Annotated in this window: 22 protein-coding genes; 15 read left to right on the forward strand and 7 right to left on the reverse strand. The window is 58.5% G+C overall.

All coding sequences use genetic code 11. The annotated features are described in order from the left end of the window. Window positions 1-35: 35 nt before the first annotated feature. Window positions 36-1,112 carry a 3-deoxy-7-phosphoheptulonate synthase gene (locus UF78_RS08005; RefSeq protein WP_045161571.1) on the reverse strand — a complete coding sequence of 359 codons (1,077 nt, stop codon included), beginning with the start codon at window positions 1,110-1,112 and terminating at the stop codon, window positions 36-38. Window positions 1,113-1,386: 274 nt separating this feature from the next. Between UF78_RS08005 and UF78_RS08010 the strand changes: the two genes are divergently transcribed. Then, window positions 1,387-2,340 (forward strand): putative 2-dehydropantoate 2-reductase, encoded by a 954-nt coding sequence (locus UF78_RS08010; protein ID WP_045161573.1) that lies wholly within the window; start codon window positions 1,387-1,389, stop codon window positions 2,338-2,340. A 315-nt stretch (window positions 2,341-2,655) separates the two neighbouring features. Further along, complete coding sequence (cysB, locus tag UF78_RS08015) at window positions 2,656-3,630, forward strand: HTH-type transcriptional regulator CysB (protein ID WP_045161574.1); 975 nt, start codon at window positions 2,656-2,658, stop codon at window positions 3,628-3,630. A 136-nt stretch (window positions 3,631-3,766) separates the two neighbouring features. On the opposite strand, the gene UF78_RS08020 is transcribed toward cysB, so the two are convergent. Further along, complete coding sequence (locus tag UF78_RS08020) at window positions 3,767-4,501, reverse strand: phosphoadenylyl-sulfate reductase (RefSeq protein ID WP_045161575.1); 735 nt, start codon at window positions 4,499-4,501, stop codon at window positions 3,767-3,769. A 183-nt stretch (window positions 4,502-4,684) separates the two neighbouring features. Between UF78_RS08020 and thrH the strand changes: the two genes are divergently transcribed. Continuing rightward, complete coding sequence (gene thrH, locus UF78_RS08025) at window positions 4,685-5,302, forward strand: bifunctional phosphoserine phosphatase/homoserine phosphotransferase ThrH (RefSeq protein ID WP_045161576.1); 618 nt, start codon at window positions 4,685-4,687, stop codon at window positions 5,300-5,302. A 140-nt stretch (window positions 5,303-5,442) separates the two neighbouring features. Here the strand turns inward: thrH and pabB are convergent, their stop codons facing one another. The 4 genes from pabB to UF78_RS08045 are packed head-to-tail and all read right to left on the reverse strand — an operon-like array spanning window position 5,443 to window position 9,885. Next, the gene (pabB, locus tag UF78_RS08030; protein WP_045161577.1) at window positions 5,443-6,783 is read right to left on the reverse strand and encodes an aminodeoxychorismate synthase component I; all 1,341 of its coding nucleotides are present in this window, start codon (window positions 6,781-6,783) and stop codon (window positions 5,443-5,445) included. Window positions 6,784-6,830: 47 nt separating this feature from the next. After that, entirely contained in the window at window positions 6,831-7,814 is a 984-nt protein-coding gene (locus tag UF78_RS08035; RefSeq protein WP_045161578.1) for an alpha-L-glutamate ligase-like protein, read from the reverse strand. A gap of 3 nt (window positions 7,815-7,817) precedes the next feature. Further along, entirely contained in the window at window positions 7,818-9,344 is a 1,527-nt protein-coding gene (locus tag UF78_RS08040; RefSeq protein WP_045161579.1) for an inactive transglutaminase family protein, read from the reverse strand. A gap of 4 nt (window positions 9,345-9,348) precedes the next feature. Continuing rightward, window positions 9,349-9,885, reverse strand: coding sequence for an ATP-dependent zinc protease (locus UF78_RS08045; RefSeq protein WP_045161580.1), 537 nt, complete (start codon window positions 9,883-9,885; stop codon window positions 9,349-9,351). Window positions 9,886-10,158: 273 nt separating this feature from the next. Between UF78_RS08045 and UF78_RS08050 the strand changes: the two genes are divergently transcribed. The 5 genes from UF78_RS08050 to prpF all read left to right on the forward strand — a co-directional run bounded on the left by UF78_RS08050 (window position 10,159) and on the right by prpF (window position 16,944). Next, window positions 10,159-10,881 (forward strand): GntR family transcriptional regulator, encoded by a 723-nt coding sequence (locus tag UF78_RS08050; RefSeq protein ID WP_045161581.1) that lies wholly within the window; start codon window positions 10,159-10,161, stop codon window positions 10,879-10,881. Beyond that, window positions 10,878-11,765 carry a methylisocitrate lyase gene (prpB, locus tag UF78_RS08055; RefSeq protein ID WP_045161582.1) on the forward strand — a complete coding sequence of 296 codons (888 nt, stop codon included), beginning with the start codon at window positions 10,878-10,880 and terminating at the stop codon, window positions 11,763-11,765. The genes UF78_RS08050 and prpB overlap by 4 nt, the downstream gene beginning before the upstream one ends. 93 nt (window positions 11,766-11,858) lie before the next feature. Next, the gene (prpC, locus tag UF78_RS08060; protein ID WP_045161584.1) at window positions 11,859-12,986 is read left to right on the forward strand and encodes a bifunctional 2-methylcitrate synthase/citrate synthase; all 1,128 of its coding nucleotides are present in this window, start codon (window positions 11,859-11,861) and stop codon (window positions 12,984-12,986) included. 74 nt (window positions 12,987-13,060) lie between these two features. After that, entirely contained in the window at window positions 13,061-15,658 is a 2,598-nt protein-coding gene (gene acnD / locus UF78_RS08065) for a Fe/S-dependent 2-methylisocitrate dehydratase AcnD (RefSeq protein ID WP_045161585.1), read from the forward strand. Window positions 15,659-15,756: 98 nt separating this feature from the next. Continuing rightward, window positions 15,757-16,944 carry a 2-methylaconitate cis-trans isomerase PrpF gene (gene prpF / locus UF78_RS08070; RefSeq protein WP_045161587.1) on the forward strand — a complete coding sequence of 396 codons (1,188 nt, stop codon included), beginning with the start codon at window positions 15,757-15,759 and terminating at the stop codon, window positions 16,942-16,944. 133 nt (window positions 16,945-17,077) lie between these two features. Here prpF and ppsR read toward each other — a convergent pair whose 3' ends face one another. Beyond that, on the reverse strand, window positions 17,078-17,896 hold the full coding sequence (gene ppsR, locus UF78_RS08075) for a posphoenolpyruvate synthetase regulatory kinase/phosphorylase PpsR (protein WP_045161588.1): 819 nt from the start codon (window positions 17,894-17,896) through the stop codon (window positions 17,078-17,080). Between the two features lie 156 nt (window positions 17,897-18,052). Between ppsR and ppsA the strand changes: the two genes are divergently transcribed. From ppsA to UF78_RS08110, 7 genes are all read left to right on the forward strand, one after another. After that, on the forward strand, window positions 18,053-20,425 hold the full coding sequence (gene ppsA, locus UF78_RS08080) for a phosphoenolpyruvate synthase (RefSeq protein WP_045161589.1): 2,373 nt from the start codon (window positions 18,053-18,055) through the stop codon (window positions 20,423-20,425). Between the two features lie 186 nt (window positions 20,426-20,611). After that, window positions 20,612-21,100, forward strand: coding sequence for a ribonuclease E activity regulator RraA (rraA, locus tag UF78_RS08085; RefSeq protein ID WP_045161591.1), 489 nt, complete (start codon window positions 20,612-20,614; stop codon window positions 21,098-21,100). 102 nt (window positions 21,101-21,202) lie between these two features. Continuing rightward, complete coding sequence (locus tag UF78_RS08090) at window positions 21,203-22,156, forward strand: zinc transporter ZntB (RefSeq protein ID WP_080890570.1); 954 nt, start codon at window positions 21,203-21,205, stop codon at window positions 22,154-22,156. A 54-nt stretch (window positions 22,157-22,210) separates the two neighbouring features. After that, window positions 22,211-22,456 carry a hypothetical protein gene (locus tag UF78_RS08095; protein WP_045161594.1) on the forward strand — a complete coding sequence of 82 codons (246 nt, stop codon included), beginning with the start codon at window positions 22,211-22,213 and terminating at the stop codon, window positions 22,454-22,456. A gap of 2 nt (window positions 22,457-22,458) precedes the next feature. After that, window positions 22,459-23,289: a mechanosensitive ion channel family protein gene (locus tag UF78_RS08100; RefSeq protein ID WP_045161596.1), complete on the forward strand. Its 831-nt coding sequence runs from the start codon at window positions 22,459-22,461 to the stop codon at window positions 23,287-23,289. A gap of 107 nt (window positions 23,290-23,396) precedes the next feature. Then, window positions 23,397-23,963 (forward strand): RNA polymerase sigma factor SigX, encoded by a 567-nt coding sequence (gene sigX, locus UF78_RS08105; RefSeq protein WP_045161597.1) that lies wholly within the window; start codon window positions 23,397-23,399, stop codon window positions 23,961-23,963. A 99-nt stretch (window positions 23,964-24,062) separates the two neighbouring features. Beyond that, the gene (locus tag UF78_RS08110) at window positions 24,063-25,055 is read left to right on the forward strand and encodes an OmpA family protein (protein ID WP_045161598.1); all 993 of its coding nucleotides are present in this window, start codon (window positions 24,063-24,065) and stop codon (window positions 25,053-25,055) included. Window positions 25,056-25,097: the final 42 nt, after the last annotated feature.

The raw sequence follows: 25,097 nt of genomic DNA on the forward strand, positions 1-25,097 counted from the left end.
GCGGCGTTTCTTTTGCTACAAGTCGCCGTGAGCCGTTAGCCGCGAGCGCGCTTCGGCAGTACATTCTTCAGTTTCGTATGCATGCCGAGGATAGCCTTTTCGGTAGCGTCCCAGTCGATACAGGCATCGGTAATGGACACACCATATTTCAGGTCAGCCAGATCCTTGGGAATTGGCTGACTGCCCCAGCCGAGGTGACTTTCTACCATCAACCCGACGATCGAGTTGTTGCCCTCGAGGATCTGGTTAGCCACGTTGTCCATGACTAGCGGTTGTAATGCCGGATCCTTGTTGGAGTTCGCGTGGCTGCAATCGACCATGATGTTAGGGGTGATGCCAGCCTTTTTCAGTTCCTGTTCGCACACGGCCACGCTGACCGAATCGTAGTTGGGCTTGCCGTTGCCGCCGCGCAACACGACGTGACCGTAGGTATTGCCCTTGGTGGTGACGATGGAGACCCCGCCGGACTGATTGATGCCAAGGAAACGATGCGGGCTGGATACCGATTGCAGCGCATTGATCGCGACGGTCAGGCTGCCATCGGTGCCATTTTTGAAACCCACCGCCGAGGACAGGCCTGAGGCCATCTCACGGTGTGTCTGGGACTCAGTAGTGCGCGCACCGATGGCCGACCAGCTGATCAGGTCCTGCAGGTACTGCGGAGAGATTGGGTCCAGTGCTTCGGTGGCGGTGGGCAGACCCATTTCGGCGAGATCGAGCAGCAACTGGCGGCCGATGTGCAGGCCATCCTGGATCTTGAACGAGTCGTCCATATAGGGGTCGTTGATCAGGCCTTTCCAACCTACGGTGGTGCGAGGTTTCTCGAAGTACACCCGCATGACCAGAAAAAGGCTGTCGGACACCTTGTCGGCCAGCACCTTGAGGCGCTCGGCATATTCATGCGCGGCCTTGAGATCATGAATCGAGCAGGGGCCTATCACCACGAACAGGCGATGATCCTTGCCGTCGAGAATGTTGCGTACCACCTGGCGTCCTTCGGAGACGGTCTTCAGCGCGGAAGCGGTCAGCGGTATTTCACGCTTCAACTGCTCCGGCGTGATAAGTGTCTCGTTGGAGGAAACGTTAAGGTCATCGATCGGTAAATCAGCCATCGTGTTCTCATCAGTCACGGATGCCGTCCGCCAGCCAATCCCGATGCGGCGGAGCAGGGCTTTAGGGCGCAGCGGGGAAGCGGAACCTTATCGCGTATTGAGGCGCTCCGACAATGACCTTGAAGTCGGACTGCCGCCTGGGTCCGCCCTATACCGGCATGCGACCGAAGGGCTACCGTGAGTGACGGCTGGGCGCTGCCCCGGGACGCTGCTAAGGTTGCGATTTCAAGCGCGCCATTGTTGGCGTCGTACTGACCTGTAGCTGGAGTTCTGCATGACCGCACCTCATCCCCGAATTGGAATTATTGGCACTGGCGCCATCGGTGGTTTCTATGGACTGATGCTCGCCCGGGCCGGCTACGACGTGCACTTTCTGCTGCGCAGCGAATACGAGGCGGTCAGGCAGAACGGGTTGCACGTGAACAGCGCGGTACAGGGTTCGTTGCATCTGGATGAGGTACAGGCCTATCGGCGGGCCGCGGACATGCCCAAATGCGACTGGCTGTTAGTGGGGGCGAAAAGCACCAGCAATCCGGAACTGGCCCCGCTGATCGTGGAGGCTGCTGGGCAAGATGCCAAGGTCGTGGTGTTGCAGAATGGCCTGGGAATCGAGGACGACCTGCGTGTGTTGCTACCGAGCAATATTCATCTGCTTGGCGGTCTTTGTTTCATCTGCGCGCACCGTTCGGCGCTGGGCGTCGTCGAGCATCAGGCGCTCGGTGGGGTCAATCTCGGCTATCACTCAGGTTCGGCAGCAACGCCAGAGCAACAGCAGGCCTTGGTCGAAGAGGGCGTATCGATGTTTCGCGCGGCGGGTGTCGATTCCAATGCGGCCGCCAATCTCGCTCAGGCGCGCTGGCAGAAGCTGGTGTGGAACATGCCATACAACGGCCTTTCGGTCCTGCTGGATGCCGGCACGGCGCCTTTGATGGCCAACCCTGACAGTCGGGCACTGGTCAGGTCGATCATGCTGGAAGCCTGTGGAGCGGCGAGCGCCTGTGGCTATCCACTACCTGAGGCGCTGGTAGACCGGATGATGACGGCCACCGACCACATGCCCAACTATCTACCGAGCATGTACCACGACCATGCGCATGGGCGCCCGATGGAGCTCGAAGCGATCTACGCCGCTCCGCTTGCCGCGGCCGCACAGGTCGGTTTTGGGATGCCCAAGACCGAGGCGCTGCTTCAGGCCCTGCGTTTCATTTCCATGCGCGCAGACCGCTAGGTCAATCACCTCGGAGGCAGCTGCCGGGCGGGCGTTCGAGTCGGTAGAGGTTTCTTTTGGGGCTGCTAAGCTCAAACGAGGCCGCGAGAATTCTAAGTGCCTGTTTGACGTTCAGGATGCGATCGGCCTGGCATATCAGACGGATAGTCCCAGGATATGCTCGCTGTTCTAGTTCGTACTATGAGAGGCGGCGATTGCGACCCGAATCGCTGGGAGGCGGTACATATGGAAATGACCTAGAATTCCGACGTTCTGGTGCGCAAAGTTATAAAAAAATGGTGACGTTCAGGCGTCATTGGCCTTTGAGGGATCTCTATGAAGCTTCAGCAACTGCGTTACATCTGGGAGGTGGCGCATCATGACCTCAATGTCTCGGCAACCGCGCAGAGCCTGTTCACGTCCCAACCCGGCATCAGCAAACAGATCCGCTTGCTCGAAGACGAGCTAGGGGTGGAAGTCTTTGCCCGGAGCGGCAAGCACTTGACCCGAGTTACCCCTGCTGGCGAACGCATCATTACGACCGCTGGCGAAATTCTTCGCAAGTGCGAAAGCATCAAACAGATCGCCCAGGAATTCTCCAACGAAAAACGCGGTACCTTGAGTATCGCGACCACTCATACCCAGGCCCGCTATGCCTTGCCGCAGGTGATCAGCGCCTTCATCAAGCAGTACCCGGATGTCTCCCTGCACATGCACCAGGGTACGCCCATGCAGATCGCCGAGATGGCAGCCGACGGCACTGTGGATTTCGCCATCGCCACCGAGGGGCTGGAGCTGTTCGGTGATCTGGTCATGATGCCGTGCTATCGGTGGAATCGTTGTGTGGTCGTGCCGCAGGGGCATCCGCTGGCGAAAGTGGAAAAGCTCACCCTGGAAGCCTTGGCGGAACATCCGATCGTGACCTATGTGTTCGGCTTTACCGGACGCTCCAAGCTGGATGAGGCATTCAGTCACAGAGGCTTATCGCCGAAGGTGGTGTTCACGGCGGCAGACGCCGACGTCATCAAAACCTATGTGCGCCTTGGGTTGGGGGTCGGAATCGTCGCGCGAATGGCGGTCGATGCCAAGCTCGACCCGGATCTGGTGGTGCTCGATGCCAGCGAGCTGTTCGAGTCCAGCGTGACCAAGATCGGATTCCGTCGCGGCACTTTTCTGCGCGGCTTCATGTGCGATTTCATCGAAACCTTCGCCCCGCATCTCGATCGGGAAATACTCGAAAGAGCTGTTCAGTGCCGGAACAAGGTCGAGCTGGACGAGTTGTTCAGCGATGTCGATCTGCCGACTTTTTGATAGCGGGTCAATCGCCACTCAATACGAATCGAAGCCAGCTTCGCTGAGGCGACGCTGGGGTTTGGATGATTCGGTTATGAGCTGACGTCAAGCGGCGACTCATCGCGCAAGCACACTCGAAGTGTGAAAAACACCGTCAGCTTCGGGCGATAAGATTACCGGCGTGCAGGCCGCATTCCTTCTGGGTGGACTCCTCCCACCACCAACGACCCTCACGCTCATGCTGGTTTGGCAGAACCGGGCGTGTGCATGGTTCGCAGCCGATGCTGATGAACCCGCGCTCGTGCAGGCTGTTGTAAGGCAACTCGAGCATGCGGATATAAGCCCAGACTTCCTCACTGGTCATCTGCGCCAATGGGTTGAATTTATACAAGGTGTGCTCTGGCGTTGAAAAAGCGCTGTCGATCTCCAGCACCGATACTTGGCTACGCGTGCCGGGGCTCTGATCACGGCGCTGGCCGGTGGCCCAGGCTCGGACCCCGGTAAGCTTGCGTCGAAGCGGCTCTATCTTACGGATGCCGCAGCATTCGCCATGACCGTCGCGGTAGAAACTGAACAACCCTTTCTCATTGACCATCGGCTGCAACAGGGCAGGGTCCGGCGTCATGATGTCGATAGCGATGTCGTAATGCTCGCGAACCTGTTCGATGAAACGATAGGTCTCGCTGTGCAGACGACCGGTGTCGAGGCTGAACACCTTGACGTTCTTGTTCAGCTTCCAGGCCATGTCCACCAGCACGACATCTTCAGCGCCACTGAACGAGATCCAGAGATCGTCGCCGAACAGGTCGAAGGCGAGCTTGAGAATGTCTTGGGGTGATTTACTGGCATAGGCAGATGCCAGCTCGGCTACATCAATTGTTTGGCTCATCAGGCGGCTTCCTTGGTTGGCGCTTGGCGCTCTGCTGGCCGCGGATGTTAGCAAATTGTTTTTATGACTCTAAATAACGTTTGGGGTGGCCATGCCTAACTTTAACGAATAAGCCATCGCGTTGCGCCACCTGATCCTTACCGTTAGAGTGCCGCTTCAATTTTCTGCTTTGAGGAGTGATTCGTGGAAATAGCCTGTCTCGACCTGGAAGGTGTCCTGGTTCCGGAAATCTGGATCGCCTTTGCCGAGGCCACCGGAATCGAATCGCTCCGGGCAACCACACGGGACATTCCTGACTATGACGTACTGATGAAGCAGCGCCTGCGCATCCTCGACGAGCATGGCCTGAAGTTGTCGGATATCCAAGCGGTCATCGCGACCCTGAAGCCGCTCGACGGCGCTGTTGAGTTCGTCGCCTGGTTGCGTGAGCGTTTCCAGGTAGTGATCCTGTCGGATACCTTCTACGAGTTTTCGCAGCCGCTGATGCGTCAGTTAGGTTTCCCCACGCTGCTTTGCCATCGACTGATCACCGACGAGTCGGGGCGTGTCGTTAACTATGAGCTGCGCCAGAAGGATCCCAAGCGCCAGTCGGTGATCGCTCTGAAGAGCCTGTACTACCGCGTTATCGCCGCTGGTGATTCGTACAATGACACCACCATGCTCGCCGAGGCGCATGCCGGCATCCTCTTCCATGCGCCCGATAACGTCATTCGCGAATTTCCGCAGTTCCCGGCCGTTCACACCTTCGACGCTCTGAAGCAGGAGTTCCTCAAGGCGTCCAATCGCACGCTTGAACTCTAACCGGCCAAGATCCAGCGTTGTATTCGTCGGGTGGAGTCACGTCTCATCGATCCACCTTGACGGCCGTGCGGAGGCGCTGGCGGATAACAACATGCCCATCAGTCAGAGGCAGGCGCGAGCCACGCGCCTGCAATCGCCGGCTATAGCCCTTCCAGCGTCTCCATCAGCATCCTCACCTTATCGAAGGTTTCCTGATACTCGGCTCGCCAGTCAGAATCCGCCACGATCCCGCCGCCGCCCCAGCAGGTCGCCTGATCGTTTTGAATCAGCAGTGTGCGGATGGCGATGGAGCTGTCCATCTCGCCTCGTACATCCAGATAGAGCAATGAGCCGCAGTAGATCGAGCGCCGCGTGGGCTCCAGCTCGTCGATCACTTGCATCGCACGGATCTTCGGCGCGCCGGTTATCGAACCTCCGGGAAAGCTGCCGGCCAGCAGGTCCAGAGCGTCCTTGTTGCTGGCCAGGGTACCGCTGACACTGCTCACCAGATGGTGCACGTTCGGATAGCTTTCCAGCGAGAACAGCTCTGGCACCGTCACGCTGCCGATTTCGCAGCTTCGCCCCAGGTCGTTTCGCAGCAGGTCAACGATCATCAGGTTTTCGGCGCGATCCTTTTCGCTGTTCAGCAGCGCTTGGGCCTCTGCGCGGTCAGCATCGGGGTCATCTCGACGAGGACGCGTGCCTTTGATCGGTCGGGTGTCGACGATTCCGTTGGAGAGCCGCAGGAAGCGTTCGGGAGACAGGCTGACGATGGCGCCGCGCTCCACGGTCATGAAGCCTGAATAGGGCGTCGGACAGGCGGTGCGCAGGGCCTGGTACGCCTGCCATGGGTCGCCTGTGCACGGCGCACGGAAGCGTTGCGCGAAATTCACTTGATAGCAATCGCCGGCCTGGATGTATTGCTGGATGCGCTCGATTGCTTGCTGGTACTCGGAGCGCTCCAGGTCGGCGGTGAACGGCGAATCAAGGCTGAACGCCGATTGCTCTGACTGCCATCTCGACTCGAACAGCTTGATCAGACGATCCCGCTCTTCATCGGCGAGCTTCGGATGGAAAATCAGCTGGGCCGTTTGGTTGTGGTGGTCATTTATCAATGCCCAGGCGTATAGACCGAACCGGGCGGGCGGCAATCGCAGATCCGCCACCGCAGCGGTCGGGAGCCTTTCGAGCCGCGCACCGAAGTCGTAGCCGAGAAACCCCAGCAGGCCACCGGCGAAAGGCAGCTCCAGTCCCGCTGGAGGCTCTGCCTTGCCGAACGTTCGCAAGGCGTCTCGAAGACGCGCAAAGAAGGCGCTGCCAGTCTCTCCTGGATTTGGTTCCAGTATCTCTCTCGGCCACGCGCTCAGTAGGTCGTACCGCCCGCGCTCTGCGGTCGGGCGTCCGGAGTCCAGCAGCACCGCGCCGGGCGCATGGCGAACGCGCTCGAACCAGAAGGTGGGGTCGGGGCGATAGGGCAGGGTATGTACGGTGCAGAGCGGCATGCGAGAGTGTCGATCCAGGAGGGCCCGGATGTGGCCGGGCCTGGGATTCACGCGTGGGGCGGTATATGACCGAAGAGATGCTGCGCGAACCGCACCCGCTCTTCAGGCGTTTCTTGGATACCCTTCTGCTTGAGCTCTTCGATCCGGTCTTCCACAGCATGCGTACGCAGGGTCAGGCCGCAGTCGTTGGCGATCTGGATGTTCAAGCCGGGGCGAGCGTTGAGCTCCAGGATTAGTGGTCCCTTGTCCTGATCCAGCACCATGTCCACGCCGATATATCCCAGTCCGCAGAGCTCGTAGCAGCCCGCAGCAAGCTTCATGAAACCGTCCCAGTTGGGCAGCTGCACACCGTCCACCGCGTTGGTGGTGTCAGGATGCTTGGTGATCTTGTTATTCAGCCAGGTGCCGCGCAGCGTAATACCTGTCGCCAGGTCAACGCCGACGCCGATTGCACCCTGATGGAGATTGGCCTTACCGCCAGACTGCCGCGTCGGTAGGCGCAGCATGGCCATCACCGGGTAGCCCATGAGTACGATAATGCGGATATCCGGAACGCCTTCGTAGCTGATGCTCTTGAAGATCGGGTCCGGCGTGACGCGGTATTCGATCAGGGCGCGATCGCGATGGCCGCCGAGCGAGTAGAGGCCGGTGAGGATATTGGAGATCTGATGCTCGATTTCATCGTGCGTCATGATCTTGCCCGATACCGTTCGGTAACGACCTTCGAAACGATCAGCGATTACCAGAATGCCGTCGCCGCCAGCCCCTTGCGCCGGTTTGACTACAAAATCGTCATGGTCTTTGACGATGTCCTTGAGTTTATCGATGTCTTTTTCGGTCTCGATGATGCCGTACATCTCCGGGACGTCGATGCCGGCTTCGATTGCCCTTTCCTTGGTGATGATCTTGTCATCGACGATCGGGTACAGGTTGCGCTTGTTGTACTTGAGCACGTAGTCCGCGTTGCGGCGATTGATACCCATGATGCCTTTGGCTTCGAGGGCCTTCCACGTTTTGATCAGACCGAACATGGCTCAATCCTTCAAAAAGGCTTTGAATCGAAACAGCTCGGTCAGGCGGTAGCCACGGTAGCGACCCATCGCCAACATGAACCCGACCATGATCAGCAGTACGGCTGGGAAGGTGAACATGAAGTAGGTCAGCTCCGGTACGCTCATCAGGAGGTGCGCCAAGGTTGCCGCAATCAGTGTCCCGACGGCGACCTTGAAGGCATGGCCCGCGCCGCGTTCTTCCCATGTAATGGATAGCCGCTCGATGGTCATGGTGAGGATCACCATCGGGAACAGCGCGACCGACAGTCCACGTTCCAGACCCAGCTTGTGGCTGAGCAAGCTGATCACGGCGATCAGTACGACGACGAAGGTCAGGACCACGGAAAGTCGAGGAAGCATCTGCAATTTCAGATGCTCCAGATAGGAACGAAGCGAGAGCCCCAGCGCGGTAATCACGGTAAACAGGATGATCCCGAATCCGAGCTGCGTCTCACGGAAGGCAAGGGCGATCAGAACCGGTGTAAAAGTACCCAGCGTCTGCAGGCCGCCGAGGTTTCGCAGAATCAAAATCACCAGCACGCCGATCGGAATCATGATCATGATCTGGTACGTCTGCTGAGTTTGCAGCGGCAGGCCGTACAGCGAGTACTCGAGGAAGTCCGCGTCGGTGTTCTCGTCGGTCAGCTTGGCCAGGCGGATGGCATTCATTTCGCTGCTGTTGAGCGTAAATGTCACCTGCGGGTTCCGGCCACCCTCCAGATTGATGAGCGGCTCGTCACCGGTCCACCAGACCAAACGATCTTTCGGCAGGCCCTGCTCACCGGTTTCGGGATTGAAGTACAGCCATTTATCACCATTGAAGCTGCGCAGCCACAACTCCGGCGTCTGCGCCATGTCGGGCGACAGCCGTATGGTGTGTACGCGCTCCATGGGGACGTGTGCGATTGATAGCAGCAACTCGATCACGCGCGCCTTGTTCGCCGTCGCGGAGTCACCGCCGAGCAGCAGCTTGACGTTATCGTCGTTTTCGTTATTGACGCGCTTGATGGCTTCGCTGATGAAGGTCTCGACATCGGCCGAGTGCTGGCGAATCGGTGAGAGCAATGCTTCGGCGGCAATCTTCTCAGCTCCTTCGACCGGAATACTGTCACGGAAGATCGGGCCGTTGGCCTTGGTTTGTTCACCGCTATAGCGTCGAGTCAGAACCAGGCGGTAGTAGAGCGTCTGATTGCCACTGACGCGGCGCGCCGACCAGGTGACGCGGCGGTTGCCATCGGCACGGTTGATGCTCACACCATAGTTATTGGAGATGAAGCTTTCGTTGAGGCTGACAAACTCCTGATTCAGCGGCGGCACATACATCTGCAGCTTTACCGGATCGCGCGGATTGGCCTGGAATTCAACTTTGGCATCGATATTCCACAGGTCGTCCGTTTCATCCTCGGTAATCGGAATGCCGAGAATGAAAATCTGGTACGCGGTGATCGCGATGCCCAGCGTGACGAGTATAAAAATCAGGACTTTCAGATGCAGGGTAAGGGCGCGCATGGAATTACTCGTCAGCGTCGGATTCGGTAATGCAGCCGGGCTTGCCAGCGGCGTACTTAAGGCTTGGGTCGACCAGGGCTTCGAAGCGAGCAAGCGCATCGGAACCTATTAAAAGTGGGTATTGGAATGCACTTCGGTCCGTGAGGTTCACTTCAATGCTGCGTTTAGCCTGGCCCATACACAAGTTGAGCTCTACGACGGGGCGCGGGGTGTAGGTTTTTTCTTCTTCCGGGTCGAAGTCACCGGCGCGCCGCTTGATCTTGCTAATGCGCTGCAGGGGCAGCTCGATCGGACGGTTGTGGGCCTCGTCAATGGCGAGATAGAAGCGGACCCAGCTTTTCCCGTTGCGCTTGAAGCGCTCGATGTCGCGTGCGCTGAGCGAGGCGGTCTGTGCGCCTGTGTCGAGTTTCGCCGGCACTTCGAGACCGAAATCGGGTAGTGCTACATGTTCGTTGAGACCGTAGACAGTTTTTTCTTCAGCCTGGACGAGAAACGGAGAAGCCAATAGGCAGAGCAACAGGAGACGGGATTTGGTGCTCATAGATCCAGAATTAGTCGAGTCGGAGAGGGCAGTCGGAACGACGATCCCATGGATGTGGCATGGCGAGGCGAACGCCAGCGCGGCATATAGCGGCGCATTCTAGCATGGGCATTTATTGGTGCGACTAGCCTTGCTCCCTCGATGCTTATTTTCAAAGCGTTGCGCTAGAGAGATTGCGACTTCGAAAGGTGTCGACAATCTACCTTGGTCTCATTTGACTGGGCGCCTTTTCAGGCATAGATTTGTCTTTAAATCAGCTTAGGTGTCAACAATATGCTCGATGCGTTGGAAATCGCTCGCCCTGATCAGGTCGACAGCGGAACCCTTTCCGAGCACGTTTTTCGACTGATCCAGGCGGCTATCGTAAAAGGTGAGATTGCCCCGGGCAGCAAGATCTCAGAACCCGAATTAGCACGCACATACGGCATTAGCCGGGGGCCGTTGCGTGAGGCGATACATCGTCTGGAAGGGCAAAAGCTGCTAGTTCGCGTGCCGCACGTAGGGGCTCGTGTCGTTTCGCTCAGCCATGAGGAGCTGATCGAACTCTATGAGATTCGCGAGTCGCTGGAGGGCATGGCCTGCCGACTGGCCGCGCAACGTATGAGTGAGACCGAAATAGGTGAGTTGCGTCGCGTGCTGGAGACCCATGAACGGGACGAGGCGTTCAAGGCGGGCGTCGGTTACTACCAGCAGGAGGGCGACTTCGATTTCCATTATCGAATCATCCAGGGCAGCGGCAACCGTACGCTGACCCAGATGCTCTGTGGCGAGCTGTATCAGCTGGTTCGGATGTACCGCATCCAGTTTTCCGCGACCCCGAACCGCCCGCATCAGGCATTCGCCGAACACCATCGAATTCTCGACGCCATTGCCGACCGCGATGGCGAATTGGCCGAGTTGTTGATGCGTCGGCATATCGGCGCGTCCAAGCGCAATATCGAGCGCCACTATCAGGCTGCTCAGCAACCGACACCACAGACAAGAGGTGAGGCATGACACTTCCTACTCCCGGCCAGCGTTTTCGTGACGCGGTGGCCAGTGAACACCCCCTGCAGGTGGTTGGCGCGATCAATGCCAATCATGCGCTACTGGCCAAGCGTGCCGGTTTCAAGGCGATCTACCTGTCGGGTGGTGGCGTCGCAGCCGGATCGCTTGGCCTGCCCGATCTCGGTATCAGCGGGCTGGACGACGTGCTGACCGATGTGCGCCGGATTACCGATATCTGCGATCTGCCGCTGTTGGTTGATGTCGATACCGGCTTCGGCTCCTCGGCCTTCAATGTGGCGCGTACCGTCAAGTCGATGATCAAGTTTGGCGCTGCGGCGATTCATATCGAGGACCAGGTGGGCGCCAAGCGCTGCGGCCATCGACCCAATAAGGAGATCGTCTCGCAGCAGGAAATGGTCGATCGGATCAAGGCGGCAGTCGATGCGCGTACCGACGACAGCTTTGTGATCATGGCGCGTACCGATGCGCTGGCGGTCGAGGGGCTCGAATCTGCACTGGAGCGCGCCCAGGCCTGCGTCGAGGCCGGAGCGGATATGGTTTTCCCGGAAGCGATCACCGAACTGTCGATGTACAAGCTGTTCGCCGAAAAGGTCGGTGCGCCGATCCTGGCCAACATCACCGAATTCGGCTCGACACCGCTGTACACGACCGAAGAGCTTGCTGGTGCCGATGTCTCTCTGGTGCTCTACCCGTTGTCCGCGTTCCGCGCCATGAACAAGGCGGCCGAGAACGTCTACACCGCCATTCGCCGCGACGGTACGCAGAAGAACGTCATCGACACCATGCAGACCCGCATGGAGCTGTACGAGCGCATCAACTATCACGCCTTCGAGCAAAGCCTCGACGCGCTGTTTGCCCAGAAAAAAGGCTGAGGCCTGATCGGGGCAAGCGATTCAGAGATCGTCCGAACGCTGATGATTGAGCAATTTGCAGTATCCAGAACAAGTTCAATTAAGGAGAAAGCAATGGCTGAAGCAAAAGTATTGAGTGGCGCTGGCCTGCGAGGCCAGGTTGCCGGCCAGACTGCGTTGTGCACGGTCGGCAAGACCGGCGCGGGCCTGACCTATCGGGGGTACGACGTGCGGGATCTGGCGGCACAGGCCGAATTCGAGGAGGTCGCTTACCTGCTGTTCTATGGTGAGCTGCCAACTGTCCTGCAACTTGCCGATTACAAGACACGCCTGAAGGGCATGCGTGATCTTCCAGCTGCGCTTAAAGAAGTGCTGGAGCGAATCCCTGCCGATGCGCATCCCATGGACGTGATGCGCACCGGCGCTTCGGTGCTGGGCACCCTGGAGCCGGAGCACTCGTTCGAGCAGCAGCGCGATATCGCCGAGCGTCTGATGGCCGCTTTCCCCGCGATCATGTGCTACTGGTACCGCTTCACTCATGAACAACAGCGGATCGAATGCGCCAGCGACGAAGACACGCTGGGCGGCCATTTCCTCGCGCTACTGCACGGCAACAAGCCAAGCGAGCTGCACGTCAAGGTCATGAACGTCTCGCTGATCCTCTACGCCGAGCATGAGTTCAACGCGTCGACCTTCACCGCGCGCGTCTGCGCCTCGACCTTGTCGGACATGTACTCCTGCGTCACTGGCGCCATCGGCTCGCTGCGCGGTCCGTTGCATGGCGGTGCCAACGAGGCGGCCATGGACTTGATCCAACAATGGAAGTCGCCGCAAGAAGCGGTGCAGGGCATCCTCGGCATGCTCGAGCGCAAGGACAAGATCATGGGCTTCGGCCACGCGATCTATAAAGAATCCGATCCGCGCAACGAAGTCATCAAGATCTGGGCGAAGAAACTGGCCGATGAGGTAGGCGATACCGTCTTGTTTCCGGTGTCGGTTGCAGTCGACGAGACCATGTGGGCGCAGAAGAAACTGTTCCCCAATGCCGACTTCTACCATGCCTCCGCGTATCACTTCATGGGAATCCCGACCAAGTTGTTCACGCCGATCTTCGTCTGCTCGCGGGTCACCGGCTGGGCGTCCCACGTCATCGAACAACGGGCCAACAATCGCATCATCCGGCCAAGCGCCGAGTATGTCGGTCCGGAACAACGCAAGGTCGTTCCGATCGCTGAGCGCTGATCGAGACAGGAGAGACCGCGTTGTGGTCTCTCCAACCCGCTTTTGCGAACATCCCACTGGATTGAGTCATAGGCATGAATACAGAACACCGCAAACCACTGCCCGGCACGTTGCTGGACTACTTCGATACACGCGCCGCGGTCGAAGCCATCCAGCCCGGGGCCTACGACAAACTCCCCTATACTTCGCGCGTGCTGGCCGAACAGCTGGTGCGGCGTTGCGATCCGGCCATCATGGCCGATTCGCTGAGACAGATCATAGAGCGACGCCGTGACCTGGATTTCCCCTGGTATCCGGCGCGCGTGGTCTGTCATGACATCCTCGGCCAGACCGCGCTGGTGGATCTGGCCGGCCTGCGCGATGCGATTGCCGAGCAGGGCGGTGACCCGGCCAAGGTCAATCCTGTGGTGCCGACCCAGCTGATCGTCGATCATTCTCTTGCCGTCGAATATGCTGGCTTCGACCCTGACGCATTTGAGAAGAACCGTGCCGTCGAAGAGCGTCGCAACGAGGATCGCTTTCACTTCATCGAGTGGACCAAGACGGCATTCAAGAATGTCGATGTGATCCCGGCTGGCAACGGGATCATGCACCAGATCAATTTGGAGAAGATGTCACCGGTGATTCAGGCCCGTGGCGGCATTGCCTTCCCGGATACCTGCGTTGGTACCGACAGCCACACCCCGCACGTCGACGCGCTCGGTGTAATCGCCGTCGGTGTCGGTGGGTTGGAAGCCGAGACCGTGATGCTCGGCCGCGCATCGATGATGCGACTGCCGGATATTATCGGCGTTCGCCTGACGGGCAAGCGTCAGCCCGGTATTACCGCGACTGACATTGTCCTGGCATTGACCGAGTTCCTGCGCAAGGAACGTGTGGTTGGTGCGTATGTGGAGTTCTTCGGTGACGGCGCGGCCAGCCTGACCATCGGGGACCGCGCAACGATCTCCAACATGTGCCCGGAATACGGTGCCACGGCTTCAATGTTCTATATCGACCAGCAAACCATCGACTATCTGAAGTTGACGGGTCGTGAACCGGAACAGGTGGCGCTGGTGGAAAACTACGCAAAGACTACCGGCCTGTGGGCTGATGCCCTGGTCGATGCCGAATATGAGCGGGTGTTGGAGTTCGACCTGTCGAGCGTCGAACGCACCATGGCCGGCCCGTCCAACCCCCATCGTCGCCTACCAACGTCCGCGTTGCATGAGCGCGGCATCGCTGGCGATCTCGACAAGGCGCAAGCCGAAGAGCGTGAAGGACTGATGCCGGACGGCGCGGTGATCATCGCCGCCATCACCAGCTGCACCAATACATCGAACCCGCGCAACGTAGTCGCCGCTGGCCTGCTGGCAAAGAAGGCCAACGAGCTGGGTTTGGTGCGCAAGCCCTGGGTCAAGACTTCATTCGCGCCGGGCTCAAAGGTCGCCAAGCTATATCTGGAGGACGCTGGCCTTCTGACTGAACTGGAAAAACTCGGTTTCGGCATCGTGGCCTACGCCTGTACCACCTGTAATGGCATGTCCGGTGCGCTGGATCCTAAGATCCAGCAGGAAATCATCGACCGTGACCTGTACGCCACGGCAGTGCTCTCGGGTAACCGCAACTTCGATGGTCGCATTCACCCATACGCCAAGCAGGCGTTCCTGGCGTCACCGCCGTTAGTGGTTGCCTATGCCATCGCCGGTACCGTGCGTTTCGATATCGAGAAGGATGTACTCGGTCATGACCAACTGGCCAATCCGGTTACGCTCAAGGATCTTTGGCCGAGTGATGAAGAGATCGACCGCATTGTTGCTGCATCGGTCAAGCCGGAGCAGTTCAAGCAGATCTATATCCCGATGTTCGATCTGGGTACGGTGGTAGAGGCGGAAAGCCCGCTGTACGACTGGCGTCCGACGTCGACCTACATCCGCCGTCCGCCTTACTGGGAAGGCGCTCTCGCAGGTGAGCGCTCGCTCAAGGGTATGCGCCCGCTGGCGGTGCTGCCGGACAACATCACCACCGATCACCTGTCGCCATCCAACGCGATCCTGCTCGACAGTGCTGCCGGCGAATACCTGGCCAAGATGGGCTTGCCGGAAGAGGACTTCAATTCTTACGCCACGCACCGCGGCGATCACCTGACCGCCCAGCGTGCGACATTCGCTAACCCGCAATTGGTCAACGAGATGGCGGTTGTCGACGGGCAGGTTAAGAAAGGTTCGCTGACGCGCGTCGAGCCGGACGGTAAGGTGATGCGCATGTGGGAAGCCATCGAAACCTACATGAACCGCAAGCAGCCGCTGATCATCATCGCTGGCGCCGATTACGGGCAGGGCTCATCCCGCGATTGGGCGGCGAAAGGCGTTCGGTTGGCGGGTGTGGAGGCGATCGTAGCGGAAGGCTTCGAGCGGATCCATCGAACCAATTTGGTTGGCATGGGCGTGCTGCCGCTCGAATTCAAGCCGGGCACCACGCGCCTGACGCTGGGCATCGATGGTAGCGAAACCTATGACGTGATCGGTGAGCGCACGCCGCATGCCACGCTGACGTTGGTGATCACCCGCAAGAGTGGCGAACGTGTCGAGGTGCCAGTCACGTGTCGCCTCGATACGGCGGAAGAGGTATCGATCTATGACGCCGGCGGTGTGCTGCAGCGCTTCGCGAAGGATTTCCTCAACCAATCCTGAGTGCGCGCGAGGCTTCGCTGCTGCGCACAAGCAGCAGCGTTGCGCCCTGAGAGTCCGAATCCGTTCTATGGCCAGTGTATTTAATAAGGCAGATTTCCATGGTACACGCACCGCAACTGAGAATTCCGGCCACCTATATGCGCGGGGGCACCAGCAAGGGTGTGTTTTTCCGCCTCAAGGATCTGCCGCTCGCGGCGCAGGTTCCGGGCGCGGCGCGGGACAAGCTGTTCATGCGTGTCGTCGGCAGCCCCGACCCTTATGGCAAGCACACCGATGGTATGGGCGGCGCGACGTCCAGCACCAGTAAATGCGTCATCCTGTCCAAGAGCACCCGCCCTGAACATGACGTCGACTACCTTTATGGGCAGGTCTCGATCGACAGCGCCTTTGTCGACTGGAGCGGCAACTGCGGCAATCTTTCAACGGCTGCTGGCGCGTTTGCACTGCATGCCGGACTGCTCGACCCGGAACGCATTCCGCAGAACGGCGTCTGCAGCGTGCGCATCTGGCAGGCCAATATCGGCAAGACCATCATCGCGCATGTGCCGGTGACCAACGGCGAGGTTCAGGAAACCGGTGATTTCGAATTGGATGGGGTGACCTTTCCTTCGGCGGAGATCGTGCTGGAGTTCCTGGATCCCGCCGACGAGGGCGAGGCTGGTGGTTCGATGTTTCCCACCGGAAACCTGGTCGACTCGCTTGAGGTACCGGGCGTCGGCGCGCTGAAAGCGACCATGATCAACGCCGGTATCCCGACCATTTTCATCAACGCAGAGGATGTAGGGCTCACCGGTAGCGAGCTGCAGGATGCGGTCAACGGAGATCCGAAAATACTGGCCATGTTCGAGTTGATTCGTGCTCACGGTGCGCTGCGCATGGGTCTGATCAAGACGATCGCGGATGCCGTGAAGCGGCAGCATACGCCCAAGGTTGCCTTCGTTGCCAAGCCGCGGGACTACACCTCATCCAGCGGCAAAGCCGTTAGCGCTTCAGATGTCGACCTGCTGGTGCGCGCCCTCTCGATGGGCAAGTTGCATCACGCGATGATGGGAACCGCGGCGGTTGCCATCGGTACGGCCGCCTCGATTCCAGGCACGCTGGTCAATCTGGCCGCCGGGGGAGGCGATCGCTCGGAAGTCGTGTTCGGGCACCCGTCCGGTACGTTGAGGGTGGGTGCTGAGGCCCGCGAGGTCAACGGCGAGTGGACGGTGCTTAAGGCAAGCATGAGCCGCAGCGCACGAATATTGATGGAAGGTTGGGTGAGGGTACCAAGCGATGGCCTCTGATCACGGGCACCGAGCTTTGCATGGATCAAGGGCTTGCGGTCAGCCGTACGTTGGTTGACCGCCCGAAGACAGAACGGCATAGACGCAGAAAGTCCGCACTAAGCGGACTTTTTGTTGTCTAGCAGAACGGCGCTTATTTGAGCCGTCGTTCGACGCCTTTCTCGACAAGAATCTTGGCGGATATCTCCTCCACCGAGAAGTGCGTGGAATTGATGTAATTGATGTTCTCGCGGCGGAACATACTTTCCACTTCGCGAACCTCGAATTCGCATTGAGCGTAGCTGGCGTAGCGGCTGTTCGGTTTGCGCTCGTTGCGAATGGCAGTTAAGCGGTCTGGATCGATGGTCAAGCCGAACAGCTTGTCCCGGTGGGTTTTGAGCGCGGTAGGTAGTTGCAAGCGTTCCATGTCGTCTTCGGTCAGCGGGTAATTGGCTGCCCGGATGCCGTACTGCATGGCCATGTAGAGGCAGGTGGGCGTTTTGCCGCACCTGGAGACGCCGACCAAAATCAAATCCGCCTTGTCGTAGTAGTGCGTGCGGGCGCCGTCATCGTTGTCCAGAGCGAAATTGACTGCGTCGATTCGCTCCATGTAGTTGGCGTTATGGCTGATCGAGTGGGATTTGCCGACCGAATAGGAGGAACGTGACATCAGCTCATGTTCCAGCGGAGCGAGAAAGGATGAAAAGATGTCGATCATGAAGCCATTGGACTCAGCCAGGATGTCGCGAATCTCCTGGTTCACCAGCGTATCGAATATGATCGGGCGAGCGCCGTCACTTTCCGCCGCTTTATTGATTTGCTGTACCATTGCCCGCGCTTTTTCCGCCGTATCGATATACGGTCGGGTGAGCTTGATGAAGTTGATGGTTTCGAACTGTGCCAACAGGCTTTGGCCGAGTGTTTCAGCCGTGATCCCGGTACCGTCGGATATAAAAAATGCAGTTCGTTTCATTGCGCCTGGGACCTTAAGTCAAGAACGGTTCTCAGCTATAGTAGGCCCCTTCGCCGAGCCTCGATTGGCGGGCATTGTTACTTATTTTGCAGGGCCAGACCACCGTGCCGCGGATGGGCACGAACCGAGTTCCCAAAACAACGTGGAGAGATCACCTTGGTAGAGTACGTAGTTTCCCTCGATAAGCTCGGCAATCATGATGTTGAGCGTGTAGGGGGCAAGAACGCCTCCCTTGGCGAGATGATCAGCAACCTTGCAGGCGCCGGTGTTTCGGTACCTGGCGGTTTCGCCACCACGGCCCAGGCCTATCGTGATTTCATGGAGCTCAGCGGTCTCAACGAGCAAATCCATGCGCTTCTCGATGCATTGGATGTCGATGACGTTAATGCACTCGCCAAGGCGGGCTCGCAGATCCGCGGTTGGGTGATGGAAGCTGAGTTTCCGCCGCAATTGGACGCCGATATCCGTACCGCCTTTGCAGAAATGGCCGGCGGTAATGACAACATGGCGGTAGCAGTTCGCTCCTCCGCCACCGCCGAGGATCTGCCGGACGCTTCATTCGCCGGTCAGCAGGAAACCTTCCTCAACATTCGTGGCGTGGACAATGTGATCCGCGCTACCAAGGAAGTGTTTGCCTCGCTCTTCAACGATCGTGCGATCGCCTATCGCGTGCACCAGGGCTTCGATCACAAGCTGGTCGCATTGTCCGCGGGCGTTCAGCGTATGGTCCGCTCCGAGACCGGCACTGCCGGTGTGATGTTCACCCTCGACACCGAGTCCGGCTTCCGCGACGTGGTGTTCATCACCGGCGCCTACGGCTTGGGCGAGACCGTCGTGCAAGGCGCGGTGAACCCCGACGAGTTCTATGTTCACAAGCACACCCTTGAGGCCGGTCGTCCCGCCATCCTGCGTCGGAATCTGGGCAGCAAGGCGATAAAAATGGTCTATGGCGAAGAAGCCAGCGCTGGCAAATCGGTCAAAACCGTGGAAGTCGATCAGGCCGAGCGCATGCGTTTCTGTCTGAGCGATGCCGAAGTCGCCAATCTTGCCCGGCAGGCTATGACCATCGAGAAGCACTACGGTCGCCCGATGGACATCGAGTGGGCCAAAGATGGCGATGACAACCAGCTATATATCGTTCAAGCGCGTCCAGAAACCGTAAAGAGCCGCAGCAGCGCCAACGTCATGGAGCGCTACCTGCTCAAGGAAAAAGGCACGGTCCTGGTCGAAGGCCGCGCCATCGGTCAGCGTATCGGCGCTGGCCCGGTGAAGATCATTCGCGACGTATCCGAGATGGATAAGGTGCAGCCCGGCGACGTTCTGGTATCGGACATGACCGACCCGGATTGGGAGCCGGTGATGAAGCGCGCTAGCGCCATCGTTACCAACCGCGGCGGCCGTACCTGTCACGCGGCCATCATCGCACGTGAACTGGGCATTCCCGCGGTTGTTGGTTGTGGTAATGCAACCGAGCTGCTGCAGGACGGCCAGCGCGTCACCGTCACTTGCGCCGAGGGCGACACCGGGCTGATTTTCGAGGGTGAGCTGGGCTTCGACATCCGTCAGAATTCCATTGATGCCATGCCCGAACTGCCGTTCAAGATCATGATGAACGTCGGCAACCCGGACCGTGCATTCGACTTCGCCCAGTTACCGAACGCTGGTGTCGGCCTGGCACGGCTTGAATTCATTATCAATCGCATGATCGGTGTGCACCCCAAGGCGCTGTTGAATTTCGACGGTCTGCCGTCAGACATCAAGTCCAGCGTCGAAAAACGTATCGCAGGCTATGGCGATCCGGTCGACTTCTATGTCGAGAAGTTGGTCGAGGGGGTTAGCACGTTGGCTGCCGCATTCTGGCCGAAGAAGGTCATCGTGCGTCTGTCGGACTTCAAGTCCAACGAGTATGCCAACCTGATCGGAGGCAAGCTCTACGAGCCTGAAGAAGAGAACCCGATGCTCGGTTTCCGCGGCGCTTCGCGTTACATCAGCGAATCCTTCCGCGACTGCTTCGAACTCGAGTGCCGTGCCATGCGCAAGGTTCGCGATGAGATGGGGCTGACCAACGTGGAGCTGATGGTGCCCTTCGTGCGCACCCTGGGTGAGGCGTCGCAGGTCATCGATATCCTCGGCCAGTTCGGCCTCAAGCGTGGCGAAAACGGCCTGCGTATTATCATGATGTGCGAGCTGCCATCCAACGCTCTGCTGGCTGACGAGTTCCTCGAATTCTTCGATGGCTTCTCCATCGGCTCCAATGACATGACGCAGCTTACGCTCGGTCTGGATCGCGACTCCGGCATCATTGCGCACCTGTTCGATGAGCGTAATCCGGCGGTGAAAAAACTGCTGGCCAATGCGATCGAGGCCTGTAACAAAGCTGGCAAGTACATCGGTATTTGCGGACAAGGTCCGTCGGATCACCCGGATCTGGCTAAGTGGCTGATGGAGCAGGGCATCGAGAGCGTGTCGCTGAACCCCGATTCTGTGCTTGATACCTGGTTCTTCCTGGCGGACGCCGAAATCAAGTAATCGCACGGGCGGCAAAGCAAAAAGGGCGGTCTCCGCCCTTTCTCACTTTTCTCGGGTGGCGGGAGTTGCGGTCTATGGGACGCATTCCGTGATGCCGACGCCTGCGGTGCGCCGAGGTGTTCATGTCGACCTGGATGGTTGATACCCCTGAGATCTGATGCGATTCCCACTGGAAGGAGATTTACCATGCAATACATCACTCCCGATCTGTGCGACGCCTACCCGGAATTGGTGCAGGTAGTGGAGCCGATCTTCAGCAATTTTGGCGGCCGCGACTCCTTTGGCGGGCAGATCGTGACCATCAAATGCTTCGAGGATAATTCGCTGGTCAAGGAGCAAGTGGACGTCGACGGCACCGGCAAGGTGCTGGTGGTTGATGGCGGTGGCTCGCTACGACGGGCATTGCTGGGCGACATGCTTGCAGAGAAGGCCGCCCGTAACGGCTGGGAAGGGCTGGTGATTTATGGCTGCATTCGAGATGTCGACGTAATCGCCCAGACCGAGCTCGGAGTGCAGGCACTGGCCACCCATCCGATGAAGACGGACAAGCGTGGCATTGGCGACCTCAATGTTCCGGTAACTTTCTGTGGGGTTACGTTCCGTCCAGGTGAATATGTGTATGCCGACAACAACGGCATTATAGTATCGCCAGAGATGCTGAAGATGCCTGGCTGAGCGCCGGCGTCCGTTTACCGAGCCCGGCTATGCCGGGCTTTCGCGATTTGAAGGGGGACGATTTTGTCTGAGGAGATTGGCCATGCAGGCCTTTTGCATGCAATGGTCCTGGACGGACAGGGTGGGGCGCGCCAGGTTGCCTACGCAGACATTCCCTCGCTGCAGCTGGCTGATTCCGAAAGCCTGTGGCTTCACTGGGACCGCAGCCAGGCGCAGGCGCAGGCCTGGCTGCGTAAGCAAAGCGGATTAAGCGGGTTCGTCTGCGACGTACTGCTGGAGGAGAACACCCGGCCACGTTTGCTCGCGTTGCCAGAGGACGAGCTATTGCTGTTTCTGCGGGGTGTCAATTTGAACCCCGACGCTGAGCCCGAGGATATGGTCTCGCTGCGAGTATTTGCGGATGCTCGGAGGGTCATCTCGCTGCGCCTGCGCCCGCTGCGCTCCACCGAAGTGGTACTTCAACAGTTGAAGGCCGGTGTCGGGCCGAAAACGTCATCCGAAATCTTGCTCAGCTTGGCTGATGCACTCACCGATCGTGTCGACGACTTGGTCGCGGTGCTGACGGAAAAACTGGACGAGGAAGAGGAGCGAATCGAGGCGGACGAACGTTACACGCCGCCCCAGGACAAGATGTTGTACTTGCGACGCCAGGCTGCGAGCCTTCGTCGCTTCCTGCTGCCACAGCGTGAAATCTATGCACAGCTGACACGTAATCGTTTGCCCTGGTTCGTCGATGACGATACGGATTACTGGAATGAGCTGAACAACCGGCTGATCCGCTATCTCGAGGAGCTGGATTTGGTGCGCGAACGAGTCAATTTGGTGCTTGAGGCAGAGGAGCGTCGAATGCGCGAGCGAATGAACAGAACCATGTATCTGCTCGGCATAATCACCGGCTTTTTCCTGCCAATGAGTTTTCTTACCGGACTGCTTGGCATCAACGTCGGGGGCATTCCCGGCTCTGAGAACCCATACGGATTTGCGGTGGCATGCACCGTGATCATGGCGGTGGCTGGTTTCCAGTGGTGGATTTTTCGCCGGCTGAAATGGGTGTGAATGTGACTACCCACACGGTTAAGCCGTCTAGGTCAGACTGTTAGCGAGGTAAACATGCGCGATCCCTTTGAAGAATCCTTGCGGGACATGCTCAACGCGCAGTCGGCGCGCGATGACGATGCCTGCCTGGACCGCGTACTGAAGACGGCGAACCGTCAGGTTGGCGCAGGCGATCTGTTCGGACTGATGGGCCACTGGCTGCAGGCCGTGCTGATTGCCTTCAGCAGCGGGGCGCCGCACACCTCGGCTGTTACCCGTCGTCGTTCCTCCCCCCATTCTTCTTTCGATAAGGCGGATTGATCATGGAATTAGATCCCTGGGGCCAAAGCTTGCTGGGCGCGCTGAATGCGCTTTGGGAACCCGTGGCGGCGTTCATTCCGCGTTTGTTTGGTGCGTTGTTGGTAGTGGCTGTCGGCTTTATAGTCGCCAAGTTACTAGACACCTTGCTGTCGAAGGTTCTGGCGAAAATAGGCCTTGATCGATTGGTCGCGGGTACCGGTGTGACCAAGCTGCTCGGGCGTGCCGGGATTCGCGTACCGATATCGGTCCTCATCGGCAAGATCGTTTATTGGTTCGTTCTGTTGGTTTTCCTGGTGTCGGCTGCCGAATCCCTCGGTCTCGCCCGGGTGTCGGCGACGCTCGATATGCTCGCGCTTTATGTGCCCAAGGTATTCGGTGCCGGGCTGATCTTGCTCGTCGGTATCCTGCTGGCTCAATTGGTCAACGGGTTGGTTCGAGGTGCTGCCGAGGGAGTTGGGCTCGAGTACGCCAGCGGGCTGGGGCGGATCGCTCAGGGCTTGGTGATCATCATCATCATCTCGGTTGCAATCGGCCAATTGGAGGTCAAGACCGAGCTGCTCAACTATGTGATCGCGATTGCTTTGATCTCCGTCGGCTTGGCGGTTGCGCTGGCCTTGGGTCTTGGTAGCCGTGAACTGGTCAGTCAGATCCTGGCCGGAATCTATGGGCGCGAGCTGTACGAAGTCGGCCAGCGGGTGCGGCTCGAGGGACTGCAGCTGGAGGGCGTTATCGAAGAGATCGGCACCGCCAAGACCTTACTGCTCACTGACGACGGTGAGCTGGTCTCGATTGCAAATAGAGTGTTGCTGGAACAGCGCGTGGGCAGCCGTTAGGCTCGGTAATCTGTTAAAGTGCGCCGCCCCTTTTCGCGGGCTACCGTGAATGGCGGCCACGACTTTTGCCGGTTCGAAGCGTCTTGACTAAAGCCCATCCGCCCAACATGAGCTATGACCCCCGCCAGCTTTCCGATGAAGAGCTGGTGCAGCGTGCTCATGCCGAGCTGTTCCATATCACGCGCGCGTATGAAGAGCTGATGCGACGATATCAGCGCACGCTATTTAACGTATGTGCGCGTTATTTGGGAAACGACCGGGACGCAGATGACGTTTGTCAAGAAGTGATGTTGAAGGTGTTGTACGGCTTGAAGAACTTTGAAGGCAAATCGAAGTTCAAGACATGGCTATACAGCATTACGTACAACGAATGTATTACGCAGTATCGCAAAGAACGCCGTAAGCGACGGTTACTTGATGCGCTGAGCCTCGATCCGGTCGAGGAGGCTGTCGAGGAAAAGACGCCCAACACCGAGGAAAAGGCGGGGCTAGACAAGTGGCTGGTCCATGTGAATCAGATTGATCGGGAGATACTTGTGCTGCGCTTTGTCGCGGAGCTGGAATTTCAAGAAATCGCCGACATCATGCATATGGGCCTAAGCGCAACGAAGATGCGATACAAGCGTGCACTGGATAAACTGCGGGAAAAATTTTCGGGAATTGCTGAAACTTAATGGCAACAAACTGTCTTAGTGATAGCGAACAGCTTGGGCTTAGAGACAGCCGGTTTCCTTAGATTGTTCTGATACTCACCACCAGATGGGGATTTACGGATGAAACTTAAAAACACCTTGGGCGTTGTAATTGGCTCTATGGTTGCTGCTACTTCTCTTAGCGCGCTCGCCCAGGGCCAGGGCGCTGTAGAGGTGGAAGCATTCGGCAAGCATTACTTCTCAGACAGCTCCCGCGGCTTCGAAGACGAAGGCGAGCTCTATGGCGCTGGCGCCAGCTATTTTCTCACCGATGATGTTTCCTTGGGCCTGTCCTACGGCGAATATCACGACGTCACTTCCGACGAGCCGGTAGCGGGCGGCGGCCACAAGAACATCAAGGGAAGCCTGACTTCTCTTGATGCGGCCTACCACTTCGGCCAGCCAGGCGTAGGTCTGCGTCCTTACGTTTCCGCCGGCATGGCTCACCAGAGCATCGGCCAGGCAGCACGTAGCGGTCGTGACCACAGCACCTTTGCTAACATTGGCGCGGGTCTGAAGTATTACTTCACCGAAAACTTCTTTGCCAAGGCCAGCGTTGATGGCATGCACAACATCGATGCCGGCGACAGCGAGTGGATGGCTGGCGTGGGTGTAGGCCTGAACTTCGGTGGCGGCGCACGGCAGCAGGTTGCACAGGTCGAGCCGACTCCTGAGCCAGCACCGGCTCCAATCGTCGATAACGAGCCAGAGCCGGAACCGGAGCTGGTCCGTGTCGAGCTGGACGTCAAGTTCGACTTCGACAAGGCGCGCGTTCGCGAAGAAAGCTACAGCGACATCAAGAACCTGGCTGACTTCATGCAGCAGTACCCGCAGACCAGCACCACCGTTGAAGGTCACACTGACTCGGTGGGTACTGACCAATACAACCAGCGTCTGTCCGAGCGTCGCGCTCAGGCTGTTCGCGAAGTGCTGGTCAACCAGTACGGCGTAGAAAGCCAGCGTGTTGATTCGGTCGGCTACGGCGAATCCCGCCCGGTTGCTGACAACAGCACCGAAGAAGGCCGTCAGATCAACCGCCGTGTAGAGGCAGAGGTCGAAGCACAGGTTCGTTAATCCGCACCTTGTTTCGCGAGGCTCGCCAGCGGTGCCATTAGG

Origin of the sequence: Stutzerimonas stutzeri (assembly GCF_000952685.1) — a bacterium.
GTDB lineage: Bacteria > Pseudomonadota > Gammaproteobacteria > Pseudomonadales > Pseudomonadaceae > Stutzerimonas > Stutzerimonas stutzeri_E.